The organism is Curtobacterium pusillum, from assembly GCF_007673235.1.
Classification (GTDB): domain Bacteria; phylum Actinomycetota; class Actinomycetes; order Actinomycetales; family Microbacteriaceae; genus Curtobacterium; species Curtobacterium pusillum_C.
This window is the reverse complement of record NZ_VDZH01000006.1, coordinates 158,128-175,946: the sequence shown is the minus strand read 5'-3', so window position 1 is coordinate 175,946 and position 17,819 is coordinate 158,128. Positions and strand designations below refer to the sequence as shown.

The 17,819-nt window shown below is 69.1% G+C and carries 20 protein-coding genes and 1 tRNA gene; 14 read left to right on the top strand and 7 right to left on the bottom strand.

The features are described 5' to 3' along the window. Nucleotides 1-17: 17 nt before the first annotated feature. From FS532_RS16710 to FS532_RS16680, 8 genes are all read left to right on the top strand, one after another. Entirely contained in the window at nucleotides 18-539 is a 522-nt protein-coding gene (locus FS532_RS16710) for a PH domain-containing protein (RefSeq protein WP_144756832.1), read from the top strand. Nucleotides 540-547: 8 nt separating this feature from the next. After that, the gene (locus FS532_RS16705) at nucleotides 548-2,305 is read left to right on the top strand and encodes a PH domain-containing protein (RefSeq protein ID WP_144756830.1); all 1,758 of its coding nucleotides are present in this window, start codon (nucleotides 548-550) and stop codon (nucleotides 2,303-2,305) included. Next, entirely contained in the window at nucleotides 2,302-2,994 is a 693-nt protein-coding gene (locus tag FS532_RS16700; protein ID WP_260852785.1) for a Rossmann-like and DUF2520 domain-containing protein, read from the top strand. The genes FS532_RS16705 and FS532_RS16700 overlap by 4 nt, the downstream gene beginning before the upstream one ends. 55 nt (nucleotides 2,995-3,049) lie before the next feature. After that, the gene (gene lysS, locus FS532_RS16695; protein ID WP_144756828.1) at nucleotides 3,050-4,555 is read left to right on the top strand and encodes a lysine--tRNA ligase; all 1,506 of its coding nucleotides are present in this window, start codon (nucleotides 3,050-3,052) and stop codon (nucleotides 4,553-4,555) included. 29 nt (nucleotides 4,556-4,584) lie between these two features. After that, nucleotides 4,585-4,788, top strand: coding sequence for a hypothetical protein (locus tag FS532_RS16690; RefSeq protein ID WP_031262806.1), 204 nt, complete (start codon nucleotides 4,585-4,587; stop codon nucleotides 4,786-4,788). A gap of 61 nt (nucleotides 4,789-4,849) precedes the next feature. Then, the gene (locus tag FS532_RS16685; protein WP_144756826.1) at nucleotides 4,850-5,065 is read left to right on the top strand and encodes a hypothetical protein; all 216 of its coding nucleotides are present in this window, start codon (nucleotides 4,850-4,852) and stop codon (nucleotides 5,063-5,065) included. A 63-nt stretch (nucleotides 5,066-5,128) separates the two neighbouring features. Then, nucleotides 5,129-5,293, top strand: coding sequence for a hypothetical protein (locus FS532_RS18775; protein ID WP_186322102.1), 165 nt, complete (start codon nucleotides 5,129-5,131; stop codon nucleotides 5,291-5,293). A gap of 340 nt (nucleotides 5,294-5,633) precedes the next feature. After that, nucleotides 5,634-6,704 carry a sigma-70 family RNA polymerase sigma factor gene (locus FS532_RS16680; protein ID WP_144756824.1) on the top strand — a complete coding sequence of 357 codons (1,071 nt, stop codon included), beginning with the start codon at nucleotides 5,634-5,636 and terminating at the stop codon, nucleotides 6,702-6,704. A gap of 139 nt (nucleotides 6,705-6,843) precedes the next feature. On the opposite strand, the gene FS532_RS16675 is transcribed toward FS532_RS16680, so the two are convergent. After that, complete coding sequence (locus FS532_RS16675) at nucleotides 6,844-7,776, bottom strand: NAD(+)/NADH kinase (protein ID WP_144756822.1); 933 nt, start codon at nucleotides 7,774-7,776, stop codon at nucleotides 6,844-6,846. 70 nt (nucleotides 7,777-7,846) lie between these two features. Between FS532_RS16675 and FS532_RS16670 the strand changes: the two genes are divergently transcribed. Both FS532_RS16670 and FS532_RS16665 read left to right on the top strand, forming a co-directional pair. Next, complete coding sequence (locus FS532_RS16670) at nucleotides 7,847-8,323, top strand: Clp protease N-terminal domain-containing protein (protein WP_186322101.1); 477 nt, start codon at nucleotides 7,847-7,849, stop codon at nucleotides 8,321-8,323. 209 nt (nucleotides 8,324-8,532) lie between these two features. Next, the gene (locus FS532_RS16665; protein ID WP_144756818.1) at nucleotides 8,533-11,049 is read left to right on the top strand and encodes an ATP-dependent Clp protease ATP-binding subunit; all 2,517 of its coding nucleotides are present in this window, start codon (nucleotides 8,533-8,535) and stop codon (nucleotides 11,047-11,049) included. Nucleotides 11,050-11,121: 72 nt separating this feature from the next. Here the strand turns inward: FS532_RS16665 and FS532_RS16660 are convergent, their stop codons facing one another. Both FS532_RS16660 and FS532_RS16655 read right to left on the bottom strand, forming a co-directional pair. Then, entirely contained in the window at nucleotides 11,122-11,304 is a 183-nt protein-coding gene (locus FS532_RS16660) for a hypothetical protein (protein WP_144756816.1), read from the bottom strand. Between the two features lie 66 nt (nucleotides 11,305-11,370). Continuing rightward, nucleotides 11,371-11,823 (bottom strand): SRPBCC family protein, encoded by a 453-nt coding sequence (locus tag FS532_RS16655; RefSeq protein WP_144756814.1) that lies wholly within the window; start codon nucleotides 11,821-11,823, stop codon nucleotides 11,371-11,373. Between the two features lie 73 nt (nucleotides 11,824-11,896). On the opposite strand from FS532_RS16655, the gene FS532_RS16650 reads away from it, so the two are divergent. Both FS532_RS16650 and FS532_RS16645 read left to right on the top strand, forming a co-directional pair. After that, entirely contained in the window at nucleotides 11,897-12,439 is a 543-nt protein-coding gene (locus FS532_RS16650) for an amino-acid N-acetyltransferase (protein WP_079237744.1), read from the top strand. A gap of 64 nt (nucleotides 12,440-12,503) precedes the next feature. Further along, nucleotides 12,504-13,193, top strand: a complete 690-nt coding sequence (locus FS532_RS16645; protein WP_144756812.1) for a hypothetical protein — start codon at nucleotides 12,504-12,506, stop codon at nucleotides 13,191-13,193. A 96-nt stretch (nucleotides 13,194-13,289) separates the two neighbouring features. On the opposite strand, the gene FS532_RS16640 is transcribed toward FS532_RS16645, so the two are convergent. Then, nucleotides 13,290-14,021: a DUF3800 domain-containing protein gene (locus FS532_RS16640; RefSeq protein WP_222122012.1), complete on the bottom strand. Its 732-nt coding sequence runs from the start codon at nucleotides 14,019-14,021 to the stop codon at nucleotides 13,290-13,292. Nucleotides 14,022-14,108: 87 nt separating this feature from the next. Beyond that, nucleotides 14,109-14,318, bottom strand: a complete 210-nt coding sequence (gene cspE / locus FS532_RS16635) for a transcription antiterminator/RNA stability regulator CspE (protein WP_017887662.1) — start codon at nucleotides 14,316-14,318, stop codon at nucleotides 14,109-14,111. A gap of 303 nt (nucleotides 14,319-14,621) precedes the next feature. Here cspE and FS532_RS16630 point away from each other — a divergent pair, with 303 nt between their 5' ends. After that, nucleotides 14,622-15,005: an SseB family protein gene (locus tag FS532_RS16630; protein WP_186322100.1), complete on the top strand. Its 384-nt coding sequence runs from the start codon at nucleotides 14,622-14,624 to the stop codon at nucleotides 15,003-15,005. Between the two features lie 63 nt (nucleotides 15,006-15,068). Here the strand turns inward: FS532_RS16630 and radA are convergent, their stop codons facing one another. Both radA and FS532_RS16620 read right to left on the bottom strand, forming a co-directional pair. After that, nucleotides 15,069-16,430, bottom strand: coding sequence for a DNA repair protein RadA (gene radA, locus FS532_RS16625; RefSeq protein ID WP_144756806.1), 1,362 nt, complete (start codon nucleotides 16,428-16,430; stop codon nucleotides 15,069-15,071). 10 nt (nucleotides 16,431-16,440) lie between these two features. Next, nucleotides 16,441-17,418, bottom strand: coding sequence for an SGNH/GDSL hydrolase family protein (locus FS532_RS16620; RefSeq protein ID WP_144756804.1), 978 nt, complete (start codon nucleotides 17,416-17,418; stop codon nucleotides 16,441-16,443). Nucleotides 17,419-17,560: 142 nt separating this feature from the next. On the opposite strand from FS532_RS16620, the gene FS532_RS16615 reads away from it, so the two are divergent. Beyond that, a tRNA-Ser gene (locus FS532_RS16615) sits at nucleotides 17,561-17,647 on the top strand. The last annotated feature ends 172 nt before the right edge of the window (nucleotides 17,648-17,819 follow it).

Genomic DNA, 17,819 nt, shown 5'->3' with positions numbered 1-17,819 from the left:
ACCGCAGGAGACCCGCGATGCCGCGTGAACGACTCGACGAACCGGGACTCGGCCTGACCGGGACCACCTGGACCAGGGTGTCCCCGAAGCTCGTCTGGACCGAGCTCGTGTCGACCGTCCTCGTGGGCGTGGTGGTGACCGCCGGCTGCGTCATCATCGGTGCCGTGAGCGGTGGCTTCGGACGGGGTGCCGGCACGGTCTGGCTGCTCATCGGCATCGCGGTGGGCATCATCGCCCTCGTCACCGCGATCCTGACGCCCCGTCGCGTGCGGGCCATCGGCTACGCGCTCCGCGACGACGACCTCGTGCTGCGGCGCGGGCTCATGTGGCAGCGCTTCACCGCGGTGCCGTACGGCCGCATGCAGCTCGTCGACGTGAACCGCGGCCCCCTCGACCGGGTGCTCGGCATGAGCGAGCTGAAGTTCGTGACCGCTGCGGCGTCGACCAACGTCCGGATCCCGGGCATCCCGTTCCAGGACGCCGACGAGCTCCGCGACCGACTGGTCGAGCTCGCCGAGTCGCGTCGCGCCGGACTGTAGGGGCGCACATGACGTTCCGACCAGGGCCGCCGCCGCCCGCACCACCGAGCCACGGCAACGCCGCCGCTGCCGCACCGCTCACCGACGGCGAGTGGCACCGCATGCACCCGCTGACGCCGCTGCTCAAGGGCGGCATCTTCCTCATCGTCATCCTCGGCTACGTGCTGAACAGCCTGCGCGACCAGCTCGTCGAGTTCTTCATCCCCGGCGGTGGCCCGCAGGACGACGGCGACCCCGTCCGCTACGTGTACGAGCACGGCGTCGTGGGGTGGGTGCTGCTCGGCATCGTGGTGCTCCTCGTCGTGCTGATCGGCTTGTTCTACCTGTCCTGGCGGATGCACGAGTTCCGCGTCACCGGCGAGATCGTCGAGGTCCGCTCCGGCGTGCTGTTCCGGACGAACCGGAAGGCGCGGCTCGACCGGATCCAGGGCATCAACATCTCCCGGCCGCTCGTACCGCGGATCTTCGGCACGGCGAAGCTCGAGATCGCCCAGGCCGGCAACGACGCCAACGTGCAGCTCGCCTACCTCGGCACGAAGGCGGCGGACGACCTCCGGCAGCGCATCCTCGTGCTCGCGTCCGGCGCGAAGGACGAGGAGTCCGGCGGCGCCGCACGGCGCTCGAACGGCGCGCTGCAGGACCGGGTCGACGAGATCTTCTCGCCGGAACTCGACCCCGCCGCGGTCCGAGCGACCCGGATCGTGAAGGTCCACCCCGGTCGGCTCATCGCGTCGATGCTGCTCTCCGGGACGACGGTGTTCATCCTGCTGGCGGTCGCCGCGATGATCGTCAGCGTCGCGCTCACCGACGAGTACGGCATCCTCTTCGGCCTGTTCCCCGCGGTGATCGGTGCCGGCGGCTACTACGTCCGCAAGTTCTCGCGCTCGCTGCAGTACACGATCGCCGAGACCCGGGACGGCATCCGGATCGGCTTCGGCCTCGTGTCGACCTCGAACGAGACACTGCCGCCCGGTCGCATCCACGCCGTGAGCGTGGCCCAGCCGCTGCTCTGGCGGCCCTTCGGCTGGTGGGACGTCCGCATCAACCGCGCGACGAACGCCGGCAACGGAGCATCGAACAACCAGCAGGTCTCGTCGATCGTGCTGCCGGTCGGCACCGCGCGCGACGTCCGCGAGGTCCTCGACATCATCCTCCCCGGCCTCGTCGGCACCGCCGTCGCCGGACCCGCTGCATCGCAGGAGGAACTCCGCGAGGGCTCCTCGGAAGCCGTGAACGTCGTCGACGACAGCCTCACCACCACGGGCGACCGCGGCGGGTTCGTGCACTCGCCCCGCCGTGGCGCCTGGCTGCGCCCGTTCGCGTTCCGCCGCAACGGCTATCGCTTCGTCCCCGGCGCCGTCCTGCTCCGGCTCGGCGCCGTCTGGCGCTCGCTCGTGATCGTGCCCCTGCCACGCGTGCAGAGCGTCAAGGTGTCCCAGGGACCGCTCGAGCGCGCGCTGCGGCTCGCGTCGGTGCACGTGCAGACCGTGCAGGGTCCGGTGTCGGCCCGGGTCGGTGCGCTCGACGCGCGCGACGCGCAGCGGCTGTGGTCGGACACCGCGGAGCGTGCCGTCGAGGCCGCTGCGGTCGACACGTCCCACCGGTGGCGCGAACGGGAGGCCCGGCACACGTCCGCCACGGACGCTGCGGAACCGCAGACGGCCACGACCAGTGCCCCTGCCGGACCCGACGCGGACCGCGCGACCGGCACCGTGCCTCCCGTCAGCCCCTGGGGCGAGGTCCCGCCACCGGGAGCCGACCGGTGAGGGCGGGACGGCTGGGCATCGGCGTCGTCGGCGCCGGGCGGGTCGGACCCGTCCTCGGCGCCGCGCTCGCGAACGCGGAGCACGCCGTCGTCGGTGTCACCGCGGTGTCCGAGGCCGGACGCGACCGCGCCGAGGCGATGCTGCCCGGTGCTCCCGTCCTCGAGACGCCGGACCTCGTCGAGCGGAGCGAACTCGTGCTCCTCGCGGTGCCGGACGACCAGCTCGCGGGCCTCGTGCAGGGACTCGCCGACGCGGGCATCTGGCAGCCGGGGCAGCTCGTCGTGCACACCAGCCCGGACCACGGCGTCGGGATCCTGCAGCCCGCGATGGCGGCCGGCGCGATCCCGCTCGCGATCCACCCCGCGATGGCGTTCACCGGGACGAGCGTGGACCTCACCCGGCTCCGCGACGCGTACTGCGCCGTGACCGCGCCGGCGCCCGTGCTCCCCATTGCCCAGGCGCTCGTGGTCGAGATGGGTGCGGAGCCGTTCGTCGTCACCGAGCAGGCCCGGCCCGCCTACGCCGATGCCGTCCGGGCCGCGGTGAGCTTCTCGACCGCCATCGTCGACCAGTCCGCGGGCACGCTCTCCGGCATCGGCGTCGAGTACCCGGGCCGGGTCCTCGGCGCGTTGGTCCGCACCGCGGTGGACAACGCGCTCGCCGCGGTGGACGGGCAGGCGACGCTGTAGTCGGGGCGGGCGGTACGATTTCGGGGACCCCCACGACCATCGGAGCCGCACCAGCATGACCGACGAGACCGCACCCGCCACCGAGCTCTCCGCGGAAGAGACCAGCGAGCAGCGACAGGTCCGGCTCGACAAGCGGGCGAAGCTCCTCGAGTCGGGGATCGAGGCGTACCCGGCCGAGCTCCCGATCACGACGACGATCAAGGCGGTCCGCGACGAGTACGCCGACCTGGAGACCGGGGTCGAGACGGACGACGTCGTCGGCGTCGCTGGCCGCATCGTGTTCTCGCGCAACACCGGCAAGCTCTGCTTCGCGTCGCTGCAGTCTGGCGACGGCTCCCGCATCCAGGCGATGGTCTCCCTCGCCGAGGTGGGCGAGGAGTCGCTCGCGCGCTGGAAGGAGTTCGTCGACCTCGGCGACCACGTGTTCGTGCACGGCCGGGTGATCTCCTCGCGGCGTGGCGAGCTGTCGATCATGGTCGACGAGTGGGCGATCGCGGCGAAGGCGATCCTGCCGCTGCCGAACCTCCACAACGAACTGAACGAGGAGACCCGGGTCCGCCAGCGGTACCTCGACCTCATCGTGCGCGAGGAAGCGCGGGCCACCGTCCGTGCCCGTGCCGCCGTGATGGCCTCGCTCCGAGAGACCTTCGCCGGTCACGACTACCTCGAGGTCGAGACCCCGATGCTGCAGACCCAGCACGGCGGTGCCTCGGCGCGACCGTTCGTGACCCACTCGAACGCCTTCGACACCGAGCTGTACTTGCGCATCGCGCCGGAGCTCTTCCTCAAGCGAGCGGTCGTCGGCGGCATCGACCGGGTGTTCGAGGTGAACCGGAACTTCCGCAACGAGGGTGCCGACTCGACGCACTCGCCCGAGTTCGCGATGCTCGAGGCGTACCAGGCGTACGGCGACTACGAGCAGATGGCCGACCTCACGCAGGAGCTCGTGCAGAACGCCGCCCGCGCCGTCACCGGTGGGGCGCTCGAGGTCACGTGGGCCGACGGCACGACGTACGACCTCGGGGGCGAGTGGCCGCGCATCGACATGTACGGCTCGCTGTCCGAGGCCGCCGGTCGCGAGATCACCCCGGAGACGCCGTTGTCCGAGCTGCAGGCACTCGCCGCTGCGGAGGGCGTCGAGGTCGCGCACGCCACGCACGGGAAGTACGTCGAGGAGCTCTGGGAGCACTTCGTCATCGACTCGCTGGACCGCCCGACGTTCGTGATGAACTTCCCGGTCGACACCTCCCCGCTGACCCGCGAGCACCGGACCCGTCCGGGCATCGTCGAGAAGTGGGACCTGTACGTCCGCGGCTTCGAGCTCGCGACGGCCTACTCCGAGCTCGTCGACCCGGTCGTGCAGCGGGAGCGCTTCGTCGAGCAGGCCAAGCTCGCCGCCGGCGGTGACCTCGAGGCGATGCGCGTCGACGAGGAGTTCCTGCGGGCGCTCGAGCACGCGATGCCGCCGTCGGGTGGCATGGGCATGGGCATCGACCGCCTGCTCATGGCGATCACGGGGCTCGGCATCCGCGAGACGATCCTGTTCCCCCTGGTCAAGTAGCCCGCAGCCCCCGGGGTTAGGATGCTCGGGTGCCGCATGGAGTCGTGACCGGGATCATCTTCGCCCTGACGCCGACCGTCGTCGTCGGCCTCATCTTCTGGTTCGTGATGCGCGCCATCATGCGGGCCGACCGCACCGAGCGTGCCGCGTACGCCAAGGTCGAGGCCGAGGAGCGCGCACGGTTCGAGCGTGAGCACGGCGTCCCGGCGCCGGCACCCGCCTCGGCCGAGTAGCACTCCGCCCGTCGCTGACGGCTTCACCCGGCGTTCACCGCGCGGTGTGACCCTGTCGGGCATGCGCCCGAACCGCGAGACCGACCCCGCTGACCTGGCGGTCCTCGACCCGGCGGGACTCGACCCGGCGGACGTCGACCCGTCGGACGTCGACCCGTCGGACGTCGACCCGTCGGACCTCGACCCCGAGGACGCGTTCGGGCACACGGTCATCGCCGACCCCGCGCGCGACGATGCCGTCTGGCCCGACGGGGACGACGACGACATCGACGTCTGAGCGTCCGGGGATCGTCACCGCGCGTTCACCCCGTCGTCGCCGGCCGGGGTGAGCATCGTCGGCATGCCCATCACACAGATCATCACCGGCCGCAGCGCCGTCCGTGGCCACGGGTTCTCCGGCCGGAGCCTGGTCGGCGACATCGAGAGCGAGTACGACGAGTTCGACCGCGACGCCGACCTCGAGGTGTCGAAGCGCCGCGAGGGGTGGCTCGAACCCTCCTGGTGACCCCCACCTGTTCGGTTTTCGGGGTACGACGACCGGGTCGCGATGATCCGGTCAGGCGTACCCCTTTTCTGTGTCCGCTCGACGCGGCACGGCGGGGTACAGGTTCGGAAACGAGCATGAAACACCGATGCAACGCCGAAAACATCACGTCATGCCCTTGATTCCCGGGCTGTCGGGGGACCAGACTGGCGACATGCTGTACCCCGCGGGGGACGGTTTCGATGATGAAGCACGGAGAAGCCTGAGAATCGATCGCATCGGTTTGTGGGGTACACCTCCGGAACGCTTTACTCGTGACACCCCCAACGAGGTCATCACCCGTCGAACGCAGGGAGTCATCATGACGATCGCAACCGCAGCACCCAAGACGACGACCACCGGCACCACCGCGCGCCGCTCCAAGAAGGCGGCCGCAGCGAAGACCACGGTCACCGCGGTCGAGACCACCACGCTCGACACCGAGGTCGAAGCCGACGAGCAGCTCGCGGGTGTCCGCGGCGCCTCGGTCGACCAGGTCGGCGACTACCTCCGCCACATCGGACGCCTCTCGCTCCTCACCGCTGAAGAGGAAGCCCAGATCGCCCGCCGCATCGAGGTCGGCCTCTTCGCCGAGGAGAAGCTGAACACCGAGGCCGGGCTCGCGAAGACCCTGCAGCGTGAACTCCGCTGGCTCGTCCGTGACGGCGAGCGTGCCAAGGAGCGGATGATCACCTCGAACCTCCGCCTGGTCGTGAGCATCGCCAAGCGCTACTCGCAGCGTGGCCTCCCCTTCATGGACGTCATCCAGGAGGGCAACCTCGGCCTCGTCCGTGCCGTCGAGAAGTTCGACTTCACGCAGGGCTACAAGTTCTCGACGTACGCCACCTGGTGGATCCGTCAGGCGATCTCCCGCGGTCTCGCAGACAAGGCCCGCACGATCCGCATCCCGGTCCACACGGTCGAACTGATCAACAAGATCTCCCGCACCGAGCGTGACCTCACCGTCGACCTCGGCCGTGCGCCGATGCCCGACGAGGTCGCCGCCGAGCTGAGCATGAGCGTCGAGGAACTCGTCGACCTCAAGGGCCGCTCGCACGAGCCGGTGTCGATCCACACCGTGGTCGGCGACTCCGACGACAGCGAGCTCGGCGACTTCATCGAGGACGAGGACGCAGCGTCCCCGAACGAGCTCACCGAGACCACGCTCCTGCACCGCGACATCCGTTCGATCGTCGCCGAGCTGCCGAGCGACGAGGCGAACGTGATCCGCATGCGCTACGGCCTCGACGACGACAAGCCGATGACGCTCGACGAGATCTCCAAGATCGTCCACACGACGCGCCAGGCGGTCAGCCGGGTGGAGTCCCGTGCGAAGCTCCGTCTGTTCGCCAAGGCGGTCTCGCAGGACATGCAGCTGTACCTGACCGACTGAGGTCAGCGGACTTCGGCCGGCGCGTGAGTGCCGGCACGGGGAACCGGGTCGTTCTGTGGGAAGACGATCCGGTGGGGTGATGGGACGGCCCGCTCGCACTTCGGTGTGAGCGGGCCATTCACGTTCCGAGGAGGTGTCCCTACTCCTCGACCTCGCGACCGAGCTTCTGCCGGAGGTCCTGCGGGATGAGCTCGATGAGCTGGTCCGGCCGCACCGGGAGGTCGAGCAGGCTGAGCTTCACCCGGCCGGTCCGTCCGTGCCGCTCGGCGTCGAGCCGCACGACGCTGCCGGCGTCCTTCCGGAGCCGGACGTCGAGCTGCGCGCCGGTCGCGACCTCGCCGACGACGAGACCGTCGACCTCGAGTGCGGCGCTCCTGGTGCCCTCGGCGATGTCGAACCGGTAGCGCTCGCGGGCGGCGAGCACCACGGCGCGGTCGATCCCCGCCATCGGGGCGACCGGGGTCACGACGGAGCCGGACAGGGCGGGGGAGAGGACCGGTCCGCCTGCGGCGTAGTTGTACGCGGTGGACCCGGCGGGGGTCGCGGCGACGATGGCGTCCGCGCGGTAGTACCCGTACCCGAGCCCGCCGACGCTGAGGTCCGCCGAGACCTGCCCGGCGCCGGGGCGCCGCACGATGGTGAGGTCGTTGAACGCGAGGTAGTCGGTGCGCGCCCCGCTCCAGAACAGCCGGGCCTCGAGCGCGTGGTGCGGCTCGAGCTGGTATTCGCCGGCGGAGAGCCGTTCGAGTGCGGCCTCGAGCTCGGGAGGTTCGATCTCGACCAGGAAGCCGACGTTGCCGTAGTTCACGCCGAGCACCGGCACGGGGCGCTTCGCGACGAGTCGCATGGCGCCGAGCATCGTGCCGTCCCCGCCGAGCGCGACGACGAGGTCGACCTCCTCGGTGAAGTCCTCGTCGCCGATGACGTCGACACCACCCCCGATGCGCTGCGCGTCCGCTCGCCGGGCGACGAGCCGCCCGCGCCCGGACGCGTTCCAGCGCTGCAGGGTCACGACGGACTCCTGCACGTTCTTGGTCGGGTGGACGACGAGGCCGACGACGGGCTGCTCCATGCACGGATCGTACCGAGCGGACCCGAGATCTCCTCTAGTGCGTGCACTGCACATGAGATATTCTGTATGTATGCAGACCGCCGCGCTCTCCGTCGCCATGCCCACTCTTCGGCACGGCCGCGAGATCGTGCTGCTCGCCGAGCAGGAGTCCCGAGAGACCGGGTACGGCTTCCTCGACGCCGAGCACCTGCTGCTGGCCGCCGTCACGCTCTGCAGCGGCATGCCCCGCTTCCGTGACGTCCTCGAGGCGCACGGCGTCTCGCCCGAACGCATCCGGACCGCGAGCAGCGTCTTCATCGGCGCCGGCGCCGTCTGCCCGGACGTCACCGACCGCGTCACCTGCACGCCGGCCGCCGCACGCATCCTCGCGCGGGCCGCCCAGATCGCCGGACCCCTCGAGCGGGTCCGTCCGCACCACGTCGTCCTCGCGGTGCTCGACGGCGTCGACGACCCCTTCATGGGCGCCGCGCACGACGTCCTCGAACGCCTCGGCGTGGAGCCGCGCCGGTTCCGGCGTGCGCTGCGTCGCGCGGCGCGACGCGGGTAGTCGAACGCGACCGAAGGGCGGTCTGGAGGCGCGGGGCGGGCCCGCCCAGCGCCTCCAGTCCGCTGTTCCGTCAGCCCTGCCTGTCCGCTCGCAGCGCACATCCCGCAGCGAGGTCACGCCCACGGCGAACAGGGGCAGCCACCGGGGTGAGCGCTGGTTACTCTCGATGTACGTCACCGGACTTCCACGAGCCCGGCAAGGGAGAGCACATGTTCGAGAGATTCACCGACCGAGCCCGTCGTGTTGTCGTCCTCGCTCAAGAAGAAGCGAAGATGCTCAACCACAACTACATCGGCACCGAGCACATCCTCCTCGGCCTCATCCACGAGGGCGAGGGCGTCGCCGCCAAGGCGCTGGAGTCGCTCGGCATCTCGCTCGATGCCGTCCGCGAGCAGGTCCAGGACATCATCGGGCAGGGCCAGCAGCAGCCGACCGGGCACATCCCGTTCACGCCGCGCGCCAAGAAGGTGCTCGAGCTGTCCCTGCGCGAGGCGCTGCAGCTCGGCCACAACTACATCGGCACCGAGCACATCCTCCTCGGCCTCATCCGCGAGGGCGAGGGCGTCGCCGCCCAGGTGCTCGTCAAGCTCGGCGCGGACCTCAACCGCGTCCGCCAGCAGGTCATCCAGCTCCTGTCCGGCTACCAGGGCAAGGAAGCGGTCGCCGTCGGCGGCGAGCAGCAGCAGAACGCGCAGCAGGGTTCGCAGGTCCTCGACCAGTTCGGTCGCAACCTCACCCAGGCCGCGCGCGACGGCAAGCTCGACCCGGTCATCGGTCGCGAGAAGGAGATGGAGCGGGTCATGCAGATCCTCTCCCGTCGCTCCAAGAACAACCCCGTCCTGATCGGTGAGCCCGGCGTCGGCAAGACCGCCGTCGTCGAGGGCCTCGCCCAGGCGATCGTCAAGGGCGACGTGCCCGAGACGCTGAAGGACAAGCAGCTCTACTCGCTCGACCTCGGGTCGCTCATCGCCGGGTCCCGCTACCGCGGTGACTTCGAGGAGCGCCTCAAGAAGGTCACGAAGGAGATCCGCACCCGTGGCGACATCATCGTCTTCATCGACGAGATCCACACCCTCGTGGGTGCCGGTGCTGCCGAGGGCGCGATCGACGCTGCCTCGATCCTCAAGCCGCTGCTCGCCCGCGGTGAGCTCCAGACCATCGGAGCCACCACGCTCGACGAGTACCGCAAGCACTTCGAGAAGGACGCCGCACTCGAGCGTCGCTTCCAGCCGGTGCAGGTCAACGAGCCGTCGCTGCCGCACGCGATCAACATCCTCAAGGGCCTCCGCGACAAGTACGAGGCGTTCCACAAGGTGTCCATCACCGACGGCGCCATCGTCGCCGCGGCGAACCTGGCGGACCGCTACGTGCAGGACCGCTTCCTGCCGGACAAGGCCATCGACCTGATCGACGAGGCCGGCGCCCGCCTGCGTCTGTCGATCCTGTCGGCGCCGCCGGAGCTCCGCGAGTTCGACGAGAAGATCTCGGCGGTCCGCGGGCAGAAGGAAGCCGCGATCGAGGAGCAGGACTTCGAGAAGGCCGCGAGCCTGCGCGACGAGGAGAAGAAGCTCCTCGGCGAGCGTCTCCGCCTCGAGAAGCAGTGGCGTGCCGGAGACGTCGCCGCGTCCGGCACCGTCGACGAGGGCATCATCGCCGAGGTCCTGGCGCAGGCCACGGGCATCCCGGTGTTCAAGCTCACCGAGGAGGAGACCTCGCGTCTCGTCTTCATGGAGAAGGCACTGCACGAGCGCGTCATCGGTCAGGAAGAGGCCATCTCGGCCCTGTCCAAGACCATCCGCCGCACCCGCGCCGGCCTCAAGGACCCGAACCGCCCCTCGGGCTCGTTCATCTTCGCCGGGCCCACGGGCGTCGGTAAGACCGAGCTCGCCAAGGCGCTCGCGGAGTTCCTCTTCGACGACGAGGGCGCACTGATCTCCCTCGACATGTCGGAGTTCGGCGAGAAGCACACCGTGTCCCGCCTGTTCGGTGCTCCTCCCGGGTTCGTCGGGTTCGAGGAGGGCGGCCAGCTCACCGAGAAGGTGCGCCGCAAGCCGTTCTCCGTGGTCCTGTTCGACGAGATCGAGAAGGCCCACCCGGACATCTTCAACTCGCTGCTGCAGGTCCTCGAAGAGGGTCGTCTGACCGACGGTCAGGGCCGCGTGGTCGACTTCAAGAACACCGTCATCATCATGACCACGAACCTCGGTTCGCAGGGCATCGCCGGTGGCCCGGTGGGCTTCCAGGTCGAGGGTGACTCGGCCGTCGGCTACGACCGCATGCGCGGCAAGGTCAACGAGGAGCTCAAGAAGCACTTCAAGCCGGAGTTCCTCAACCGCGTCGACGACACGATCGTGTTCCCGCAGCTGTCGCAGCCCGAGCTGCTGCAGATCGTGGACCTGTTCGTGAAGCGCCTCGCCGACCGTCTGCTCGACCGCGACATGACGGTGGAGCTCACGCTCGCCGCCAAGGAGCAGCTCATCAAGGTCGGGTTCGACCCGTCCCTCGGTGCACGCCCGCTCCGCCGCGCGATGCAGCACGAGGTCGAGGACCAGCTGTCCGAGCACATCCTGCAGGGTGAGCTCAACGCCGGCGACCACGTGAAGGTCGACTTCACCGACGGCAAGTTCCAGTTCGAGACCGGGCGTCAGCCGGGCCGCGAGGAGGTCCTCGCCGGGGCTGCCGCAGTCGAGGCGACGGACGCCCCGCAGGGCGAGATCGAGTCCTAGGACCCAGCCACAGGCAGACGGGAGGCGCGGTGCCAGCTGGCATCGCGCCTCCCGTCTGTCGTGGGGTGCGTCCTAGAGCTGATCGCCCCGTTCCGCGTCACTGGCGACATCGCTGTCGGCGGTGCCGTCGGAGTCACCGGTGAGGCCGTCGGCCAGACCGTTGGTCTGGTCGAAGGCGTGCCCGATGGACTCGTCGTTGAGGTCGGCGAGGGACCCGTTGTCCTCGCGCTGTTCCGGGTCGGTGTCCTTGTCCATGGTGCGGACGGTACGCCGGAGCCCCCGTGCGGTTCCCAGCACGGGGGCTCTCGTTCGTCGACCGGATCAGGCCTGGACGTCTCCGCGCCACCCGGTGTCCGTCGGAGCCGCCTCGACGCGCTCCTTGTAGTTCTGCAGGTCCTTCTTGATGGCGTGTCCACCGACGCCGACTGCTGCACCGAGCTTCTCGAGGAACCCGGACGGCTCCCAGTCGATCTGCGCGGTGACGCGGGTCTCGTCGTCGGAGAGCTTGTGGAAGGTGACGACACCCGCGTGGTCGGTCTCGCCGTCCTTGACGGTCCAGGCGACCCGCTCGTCGGGGTGCTGCTCGGTGATGACGGCGCGGAAGTCGCGCTCCTGGCCGGCGACCTTCACGGTCCAGTCGGTGGTCTTGTCGTCGACCTGGACGATCTTCTCGACCTCGTCGAGGAACTCGGGGAACTCCTCGAATCGGGTCCACTGGCCGTAGGCAGCTGCGACGGGGACGTTCACGTCGACGGTTTCGATGATCTGGGGCATGTCCTGGACGGTAGGCGGCGGCGCATGTGCACGGTCCAGGGAGCCGTACCCCGTGAGCACTAAGGTTGGGGAGATGACTGAGCACGGGAAGCACGCGTTCCACGAACGGGACGAACACGGCATCCTCGTGCGACCGGCGCTCGCGTCCGACGTCCCGCACATCCAACGCCTCATCTCGCCGTACGTCGACCGCCGCATCCTGCTCGGCAAGGAGAACGTCGCGCTCTACGGCTCGATCCAGCAGTTCCGGATCGCCGAGGGTCCCGACGGCGTGCCGATCGGCTGCGGTGCCCTCGCCGTCTTCTGGGACGACATCGCCGAGGTCCGCACGCTCGCGCTCGACGCCGACTGGATCCACAAGCGCGTCGGACACCGCATGCTCGAAGCGCTCGAGCACGACGCCCGCGAGCTCGGTGTCGCCCGCATCTTCTGCCTGACGTTCGAGGTCGAGTTCTTCACGAAGCACGGGTACCTCGAGATCGGCGAACAGGTCGTCGCACCCGACGTCTACGCCGAACTCGTGCGGTCGTCGGACGAAGGGGTCGCGGAGTTCCTCGACCTCGCCCGGGTCAAGCCGAACACGCTCGGCAACACCCGCATGCTGAAGATCCTCTGACGCTTTCGGGTGGTCTGCGGCGGGGTTCCCTCGTCGGGCTCTCGGCATTGTCTACCCTGTGCGCATGTCGTCGTTCCGTCACCCCGTCGGGCCCGAGAAGCCGGGTGTCTACTGGCGTCGCCGTGCGACCGTCATCGGGGTGCTCCTGCTCATCGTGGTCGTCGTCGTGCTGATCGTCGTCGGGCGGGGCAGCGGGGCGACCTCGGCGGAGCCGACGGCCACGGCGACCGGGGCTTCGACCCCGTCGTCGTCGTCTTCTTCTTCTTCTTCTTCTTCTGGGTCAGCGTCTTCGTCTGGGTCGTCGTCGCCCTCCGCTCGATCGACGCCGTCTGCTTCATCCGCTGCTGACGGATCCACCTGCGCGAAGGACCAGATCCAACTCACCGCCGTCGTGGACAAGACCGCGTACGGGCCCACCGAGGACCCGAAGATCGCGATGTCGATCAAGAACACCGGGTCCAACTCCTGCCACATGGACCTCGGCTCGTCGCAGCAGGTCCTCACGATCAGCTCCGGTGACGAGCAGTACTGGTCCTCCAAGGACTGCCAGACCGGCGGGACGAACCAGGACGTCACGATCAAGGCCGGGCAGACCCTGACGACGCCGGCGATTGCATGGGACCGGACGCGTTCGTCGACCTCGACGTGCGACTCGTCGCGGCCGTCGGTGACCGGTGGGGGAGCGAGCTACCACCTGCAGGTCGGGGTGGGGAACATCGAGTCGAAGGACTCGGTGCAGTTCATCCTCGACTAGTCGCGGAGCGGCATCGCTGATATGCTGGCTGGCAAGTGGATCGGGAATGCCCGATCGGCGTCGAACCCCTGGCTCAGGCCGGGGGTTCTCGCTTTGTCACGGGTAGACCTTCAGGCCCCACCCACGCTCCGAGCCGTTCGGCGACTTGGGCATCCGTTCCAGGATCCTGTCCCAGGCACGATTGGTCTGTTCGGGTCGCAGCAGATGCGTGCCGATGGGCCGAGCGACGAGGTCCGCGATCTGCAGGCCGGCGCTGTTCGTCTGCTTGCTCGCGATGGCGAATCGGAACGTCTCGGCCATCCCGCGCATCCGGGTGGTGGACAAGATGCGGTTGAACTCTTCCTCGAGCTCACGGTCTTCGGTCCGTCCCCTGCTCTCGAACACGACGACGGTCTCGCTGCGGGCGGCGCCACGATTCTGCAGCTGGAGGAAGACTCGTTCGAGTCCGAACTCGAGCGCCACATGGTACGGACTCGTGTCGCGCCCCACGCGCCGGAGGAACTCGTGCTTCCGGATGGCTGATGCAACGACGCTGAACCGTTCGTCGAAGATCGCGTCGATCCGCTGCATGAACGAGGCCCGCGTCGTCGGGTTCAGCAGGATGTCGAACGGCGGAGCCGATTGCCGCATCTCACGTTCGTGCAGCACCACCATGTCGTGGTTGAAGAAGTCGAACTTGAGTCGCTGGATGAGGGGAACGATCCGATCGATGTACAGATCGACCGGGAAGATGCAGAAGGCCAGCACGAACATCGGGTACTGCGGGTTGATGCTCGTGAGGCTGTGGTCCCCGCTCTCGTCGACGTAGACGATGTATCCACTCTGCATGATACGCCAGCATATCAGCGAGCAATCGCGGCAACGAGAACGGGCCCGTCGTCACGAGGACGACGGGCCCGTTCGAGCTGAGCGAGATCAGCCGAGGACGGTGATGTTCTCCGCCTGCGGGCCCTTGCGGCCCTCGGTGATGTCGAACTCCACCTTCTGGTTCTCCTCCAGCGACTTGTAGCCGTTGCCAGCGATCGCGGAGAAGTGAGCGAAGACGTCAGCGGAGCCGTCGTCCGGGGCGATGAAGCCGAAGCCCTTTTCGTTGTTGAACCACTTGACGGTGCCGGTCGATGCCATGATGGCGTTCCTTACTTTCTTGCCAGTCGACATCTGCTGTCGACTGCCTTGCGATGCGGTATTCGCTACCGCCGATCCACCGACGGATGTCGTCAGATCGATGCGCCCCGCGGGCATTGGGCCGGCGGAACGGGTTCGGGGCCAGGCGGCCGGGGAAGGCCAGTGACCGATGGCGCTCGAGGTGCATGACACCGGAAGAACGATGGACTCCCGCCGAAGCGGTTGGTATCAATGTACCCTCTCCTGGCCACAAGGGAAGAGCCGAAGTCGCTGAACTGCCATGAATCTGGTGGACTAGGGGCGATGGCAGACAAGGAACAGCGCTTCCGGAGCGAACAGCTCGAGGAAGCCCTAGCGAAGCAGGACGTCGCCGCGGTGGCGTTCGCCCTCCGCAACGACATCGTGATCGTCCCCCGGCTCGTGACCGGCAAGAAGGACATGCAGGTCCGGGTGTTCGGTCGCGAGGGCTCCGACAAGCGCATCCTGCTGCTGTTCTCGTCGGCGGACGCCTACACGGCGATGGTGCCCGACGAGAAGATCCGGCAGGTCATGGTCTACGACGGACCGCGGCTGGAGGAGTTCCTCGCCGCGCACCTCGAGTCGCTCGAGGGTGTGTTCTTCGACATCGCCGGACCGCACACGATGCAGGCCACCCCCGAGGACCTGCTCGCCGCACTCCGCGCCTGAGCGATTCGCGCTGTGCGCGGTCGCACGGCGCGTCGCGATCGCGCACGCCGTCGGGACGGGCGGTCAGAACGCGCGGTCGAGCTCGCGTTCGCGCTCGTTGTTCGCCAGTGAGAACGCGACGCGCAGGGCTTCTCGCAGGTGCTGTGCATCGGACCCGAGGACGGTCGTGAAACCGAGCCGGGCTGCTTCGCTCGCACGCTGCTTCGTGCCGGTCGTGGGACGGATCTCGCCGGCGAGGCTGATCTCGCCCACGGCCGCGAGGGTGTGCGGGTACGGCCGGTCCCGGGCCGCGCTCGCCAGGGCCAGTGCGATCGCGAGGTCCGCGCCGGGTTCGGTGAGCTTCATGCCCCCGACCGTCGACACGTAGACGTCGGCGTCGGACAGCTTCAGGCCGGCACGACGCTCGAGCACCGCGAGCAGCATGGCCACGCGGGACGCGTCGACGCCGTTCACGACCCGCCGCGGCTGCGGGGCCGAACTCGGCACGACGAGCGCCTGCACCTCGACCGGGAGCGCCCGACGCCCCTCGAGCGCGACCGTCACACACGTGCCGGACACCGGAGCGCCGTTCTTCGACATGAACAGGCCGCTCGGGTCGGGGACCTCGTGGATGCCGTCGCCGGCCATGTCGAAGCAGCCGACCTCGTCCGTGGGACCGAAGCGGTTCTTCAAGGCCCGGACGAACCGGAGCGCGGTCTGTCGGTCGCCCTCGAAGTGGCAGACGACGTCGACGAGGTGCTCGAGCAGGCGTGGGCCGGCGATCGTGCCGTCCTTCGTGACGTGCCCGACGATGAGGACGGGAAGCGCCCTGTCCTTCGCGACCCGGATCAGGGTCGAAGCCACCTCGCGCACCTGGGACGTGCCGCCCGCGATGCCGTCGATCGAACTCGACGAGATGGTCTGCACGGAGTCGGCGATGAGGAGGTCCGGGCGCACCTGGTCGATCTGACCGAGGATGACGCCGAGGTCGACCTCGCTCGCCAGGAACAGGTCGTCGTGCATGGCCCCGGTCCGCTCTGCCCGAAGGCGCACCTGGTCCACGGATTCCTCGGCGCTGACGTACAGGACGCGCTTGCCGGTCGCCGCTGCGCGCGAGGCGACCTCGAGCAGGAGCGTGGACTTGCCGACACCCGGCTCGCCGGACAGCAGGACGGCGGCACCGGGCACGACACCGCCGCCGAGCACGCGGTCGAACTCGCCGATCCCCGTCTGCCAACGCTGGACCGTCGTCCCGCGGGACTCGGTGATGGGACGAGCGACGCGGTTGCCGGCGACGGCCACGGCGGCCGTGCCGCGCGTGCTGGCCGTCGCTGCGGAGGAGTCCTCGACGGTGCCCCAGGCCTGGCACTCGCCGCAGCGACCGACCCACTTGATGCTGGTCCAGCCACACTCCGTGCAGCGGTAGAGAGACTGAGGGCGGGCCATGCTCGTCAGGTTAGGCGGTGCCGCCGACATGGCCGGACCGGTCGTCCGGACTGTCGTCGCGGGCGCCCGGGATCGGGACGGAACCCGTCATGCGCTGCCGGAGTCGGTCGATCCGCCCCGGCCGGTCGGCGTGGTCGAGCGCCTCGGCACCCTCGACGTCCTGCTCCGCACGAGCCGTGGCAACCGCCCCGGCACCCGCACCGAGGTCCTCTGCCTCGCGTGCGGAGAGGTAGTGACGGATCGCGGCCACCACGTCGACCCGGGCGTCGATCGCGGGCTCGAACGCACTCGCCCAGATCTCGTAGCCGCGGTCGTTCGGGTGGAACAGGTCGCCGTAGCTGTTGAAGAACGTCCGGCGGAGCCCGACGCGCTTCGTGATCGTGTGCAGCGGTGCCACGGTCAACCCGAGTTCGTCCGCCACCCGGTGCACGATCTCGTTCGCCACCGCGACCTTGCGCTCCCGATCCGGCACGAACATGCACGGCAGCTCGGCCACGATCGCGTGGGACGGCACCGCACCGTAGATCTCGCGGATGTTCCGCTCGAACTTGTCGGGATGGAAGTCGGCGATGTCGTTGGCCCCGATCGACACCGTGCAGATGTCGGGCGCGTAGTTCCGGAGCTTCGGCAGCTGGTCCTTCCGGGCGCCCCAGGTCGTCGAGCCGGACACGCTGAGGTTCACGACGCGGACCGAGGTGCGGGAGCGGTGGCGGATCCGCCGGGCGAGCAGGCCGACGTACCCGCGGTGCGGTTCGGTCGCGCCCACGCCCTGCGCCGCCGAGTCGCCGATCGCGAGGTACGTGATCTGCCCCTCGTGCTGCAGGCGCTCGCGCCACCAGTCGGCATGAACAGGGAGCATGTCCACGACGCGTCGGGCGGCGGCGCGTTGCCCGCGGACGCCCGCCCGTGCGCCGAAGGCGGCGCCGCCCATGACGACCAGTCCGCCGACGATCGACGACAGCAGTGCGATCAGGGTCCGGGATCTCATGGGGTGGACGTTACGCGGCGATCTTCGGGACGTGACGAGTCCCTCCTGAGCTGGGGACGGGGGTTCTGGACCGGCCGCCTGTGGAGGGGGAGCGGACCGGCGGTGGTGCGCCGTGCCTCCCGGATCGTGTAAGCTCTTTCCCGGTACCGTGTCCGAGCGGCCGAAGGATCATGTCTCGAAAACATGTGTGGGGGCAACTCCACCGTGGGTTCAAATCCCACCGGTACCGCCGTAGAAAACCCCCGTTGACGCGGGGGTTTTCTTCATTCGCAGGCGTGGCTCTGGTGCAATTCTGGTGCACGCTCTCCATCCACCGCTTCAGACCGCCCCTCTCGTGACCGCCATCTCCTCGGCGGGGCTGCTTGTTGGGGTTCCTCCCGGGCTGATGCTCAGGTCCACTC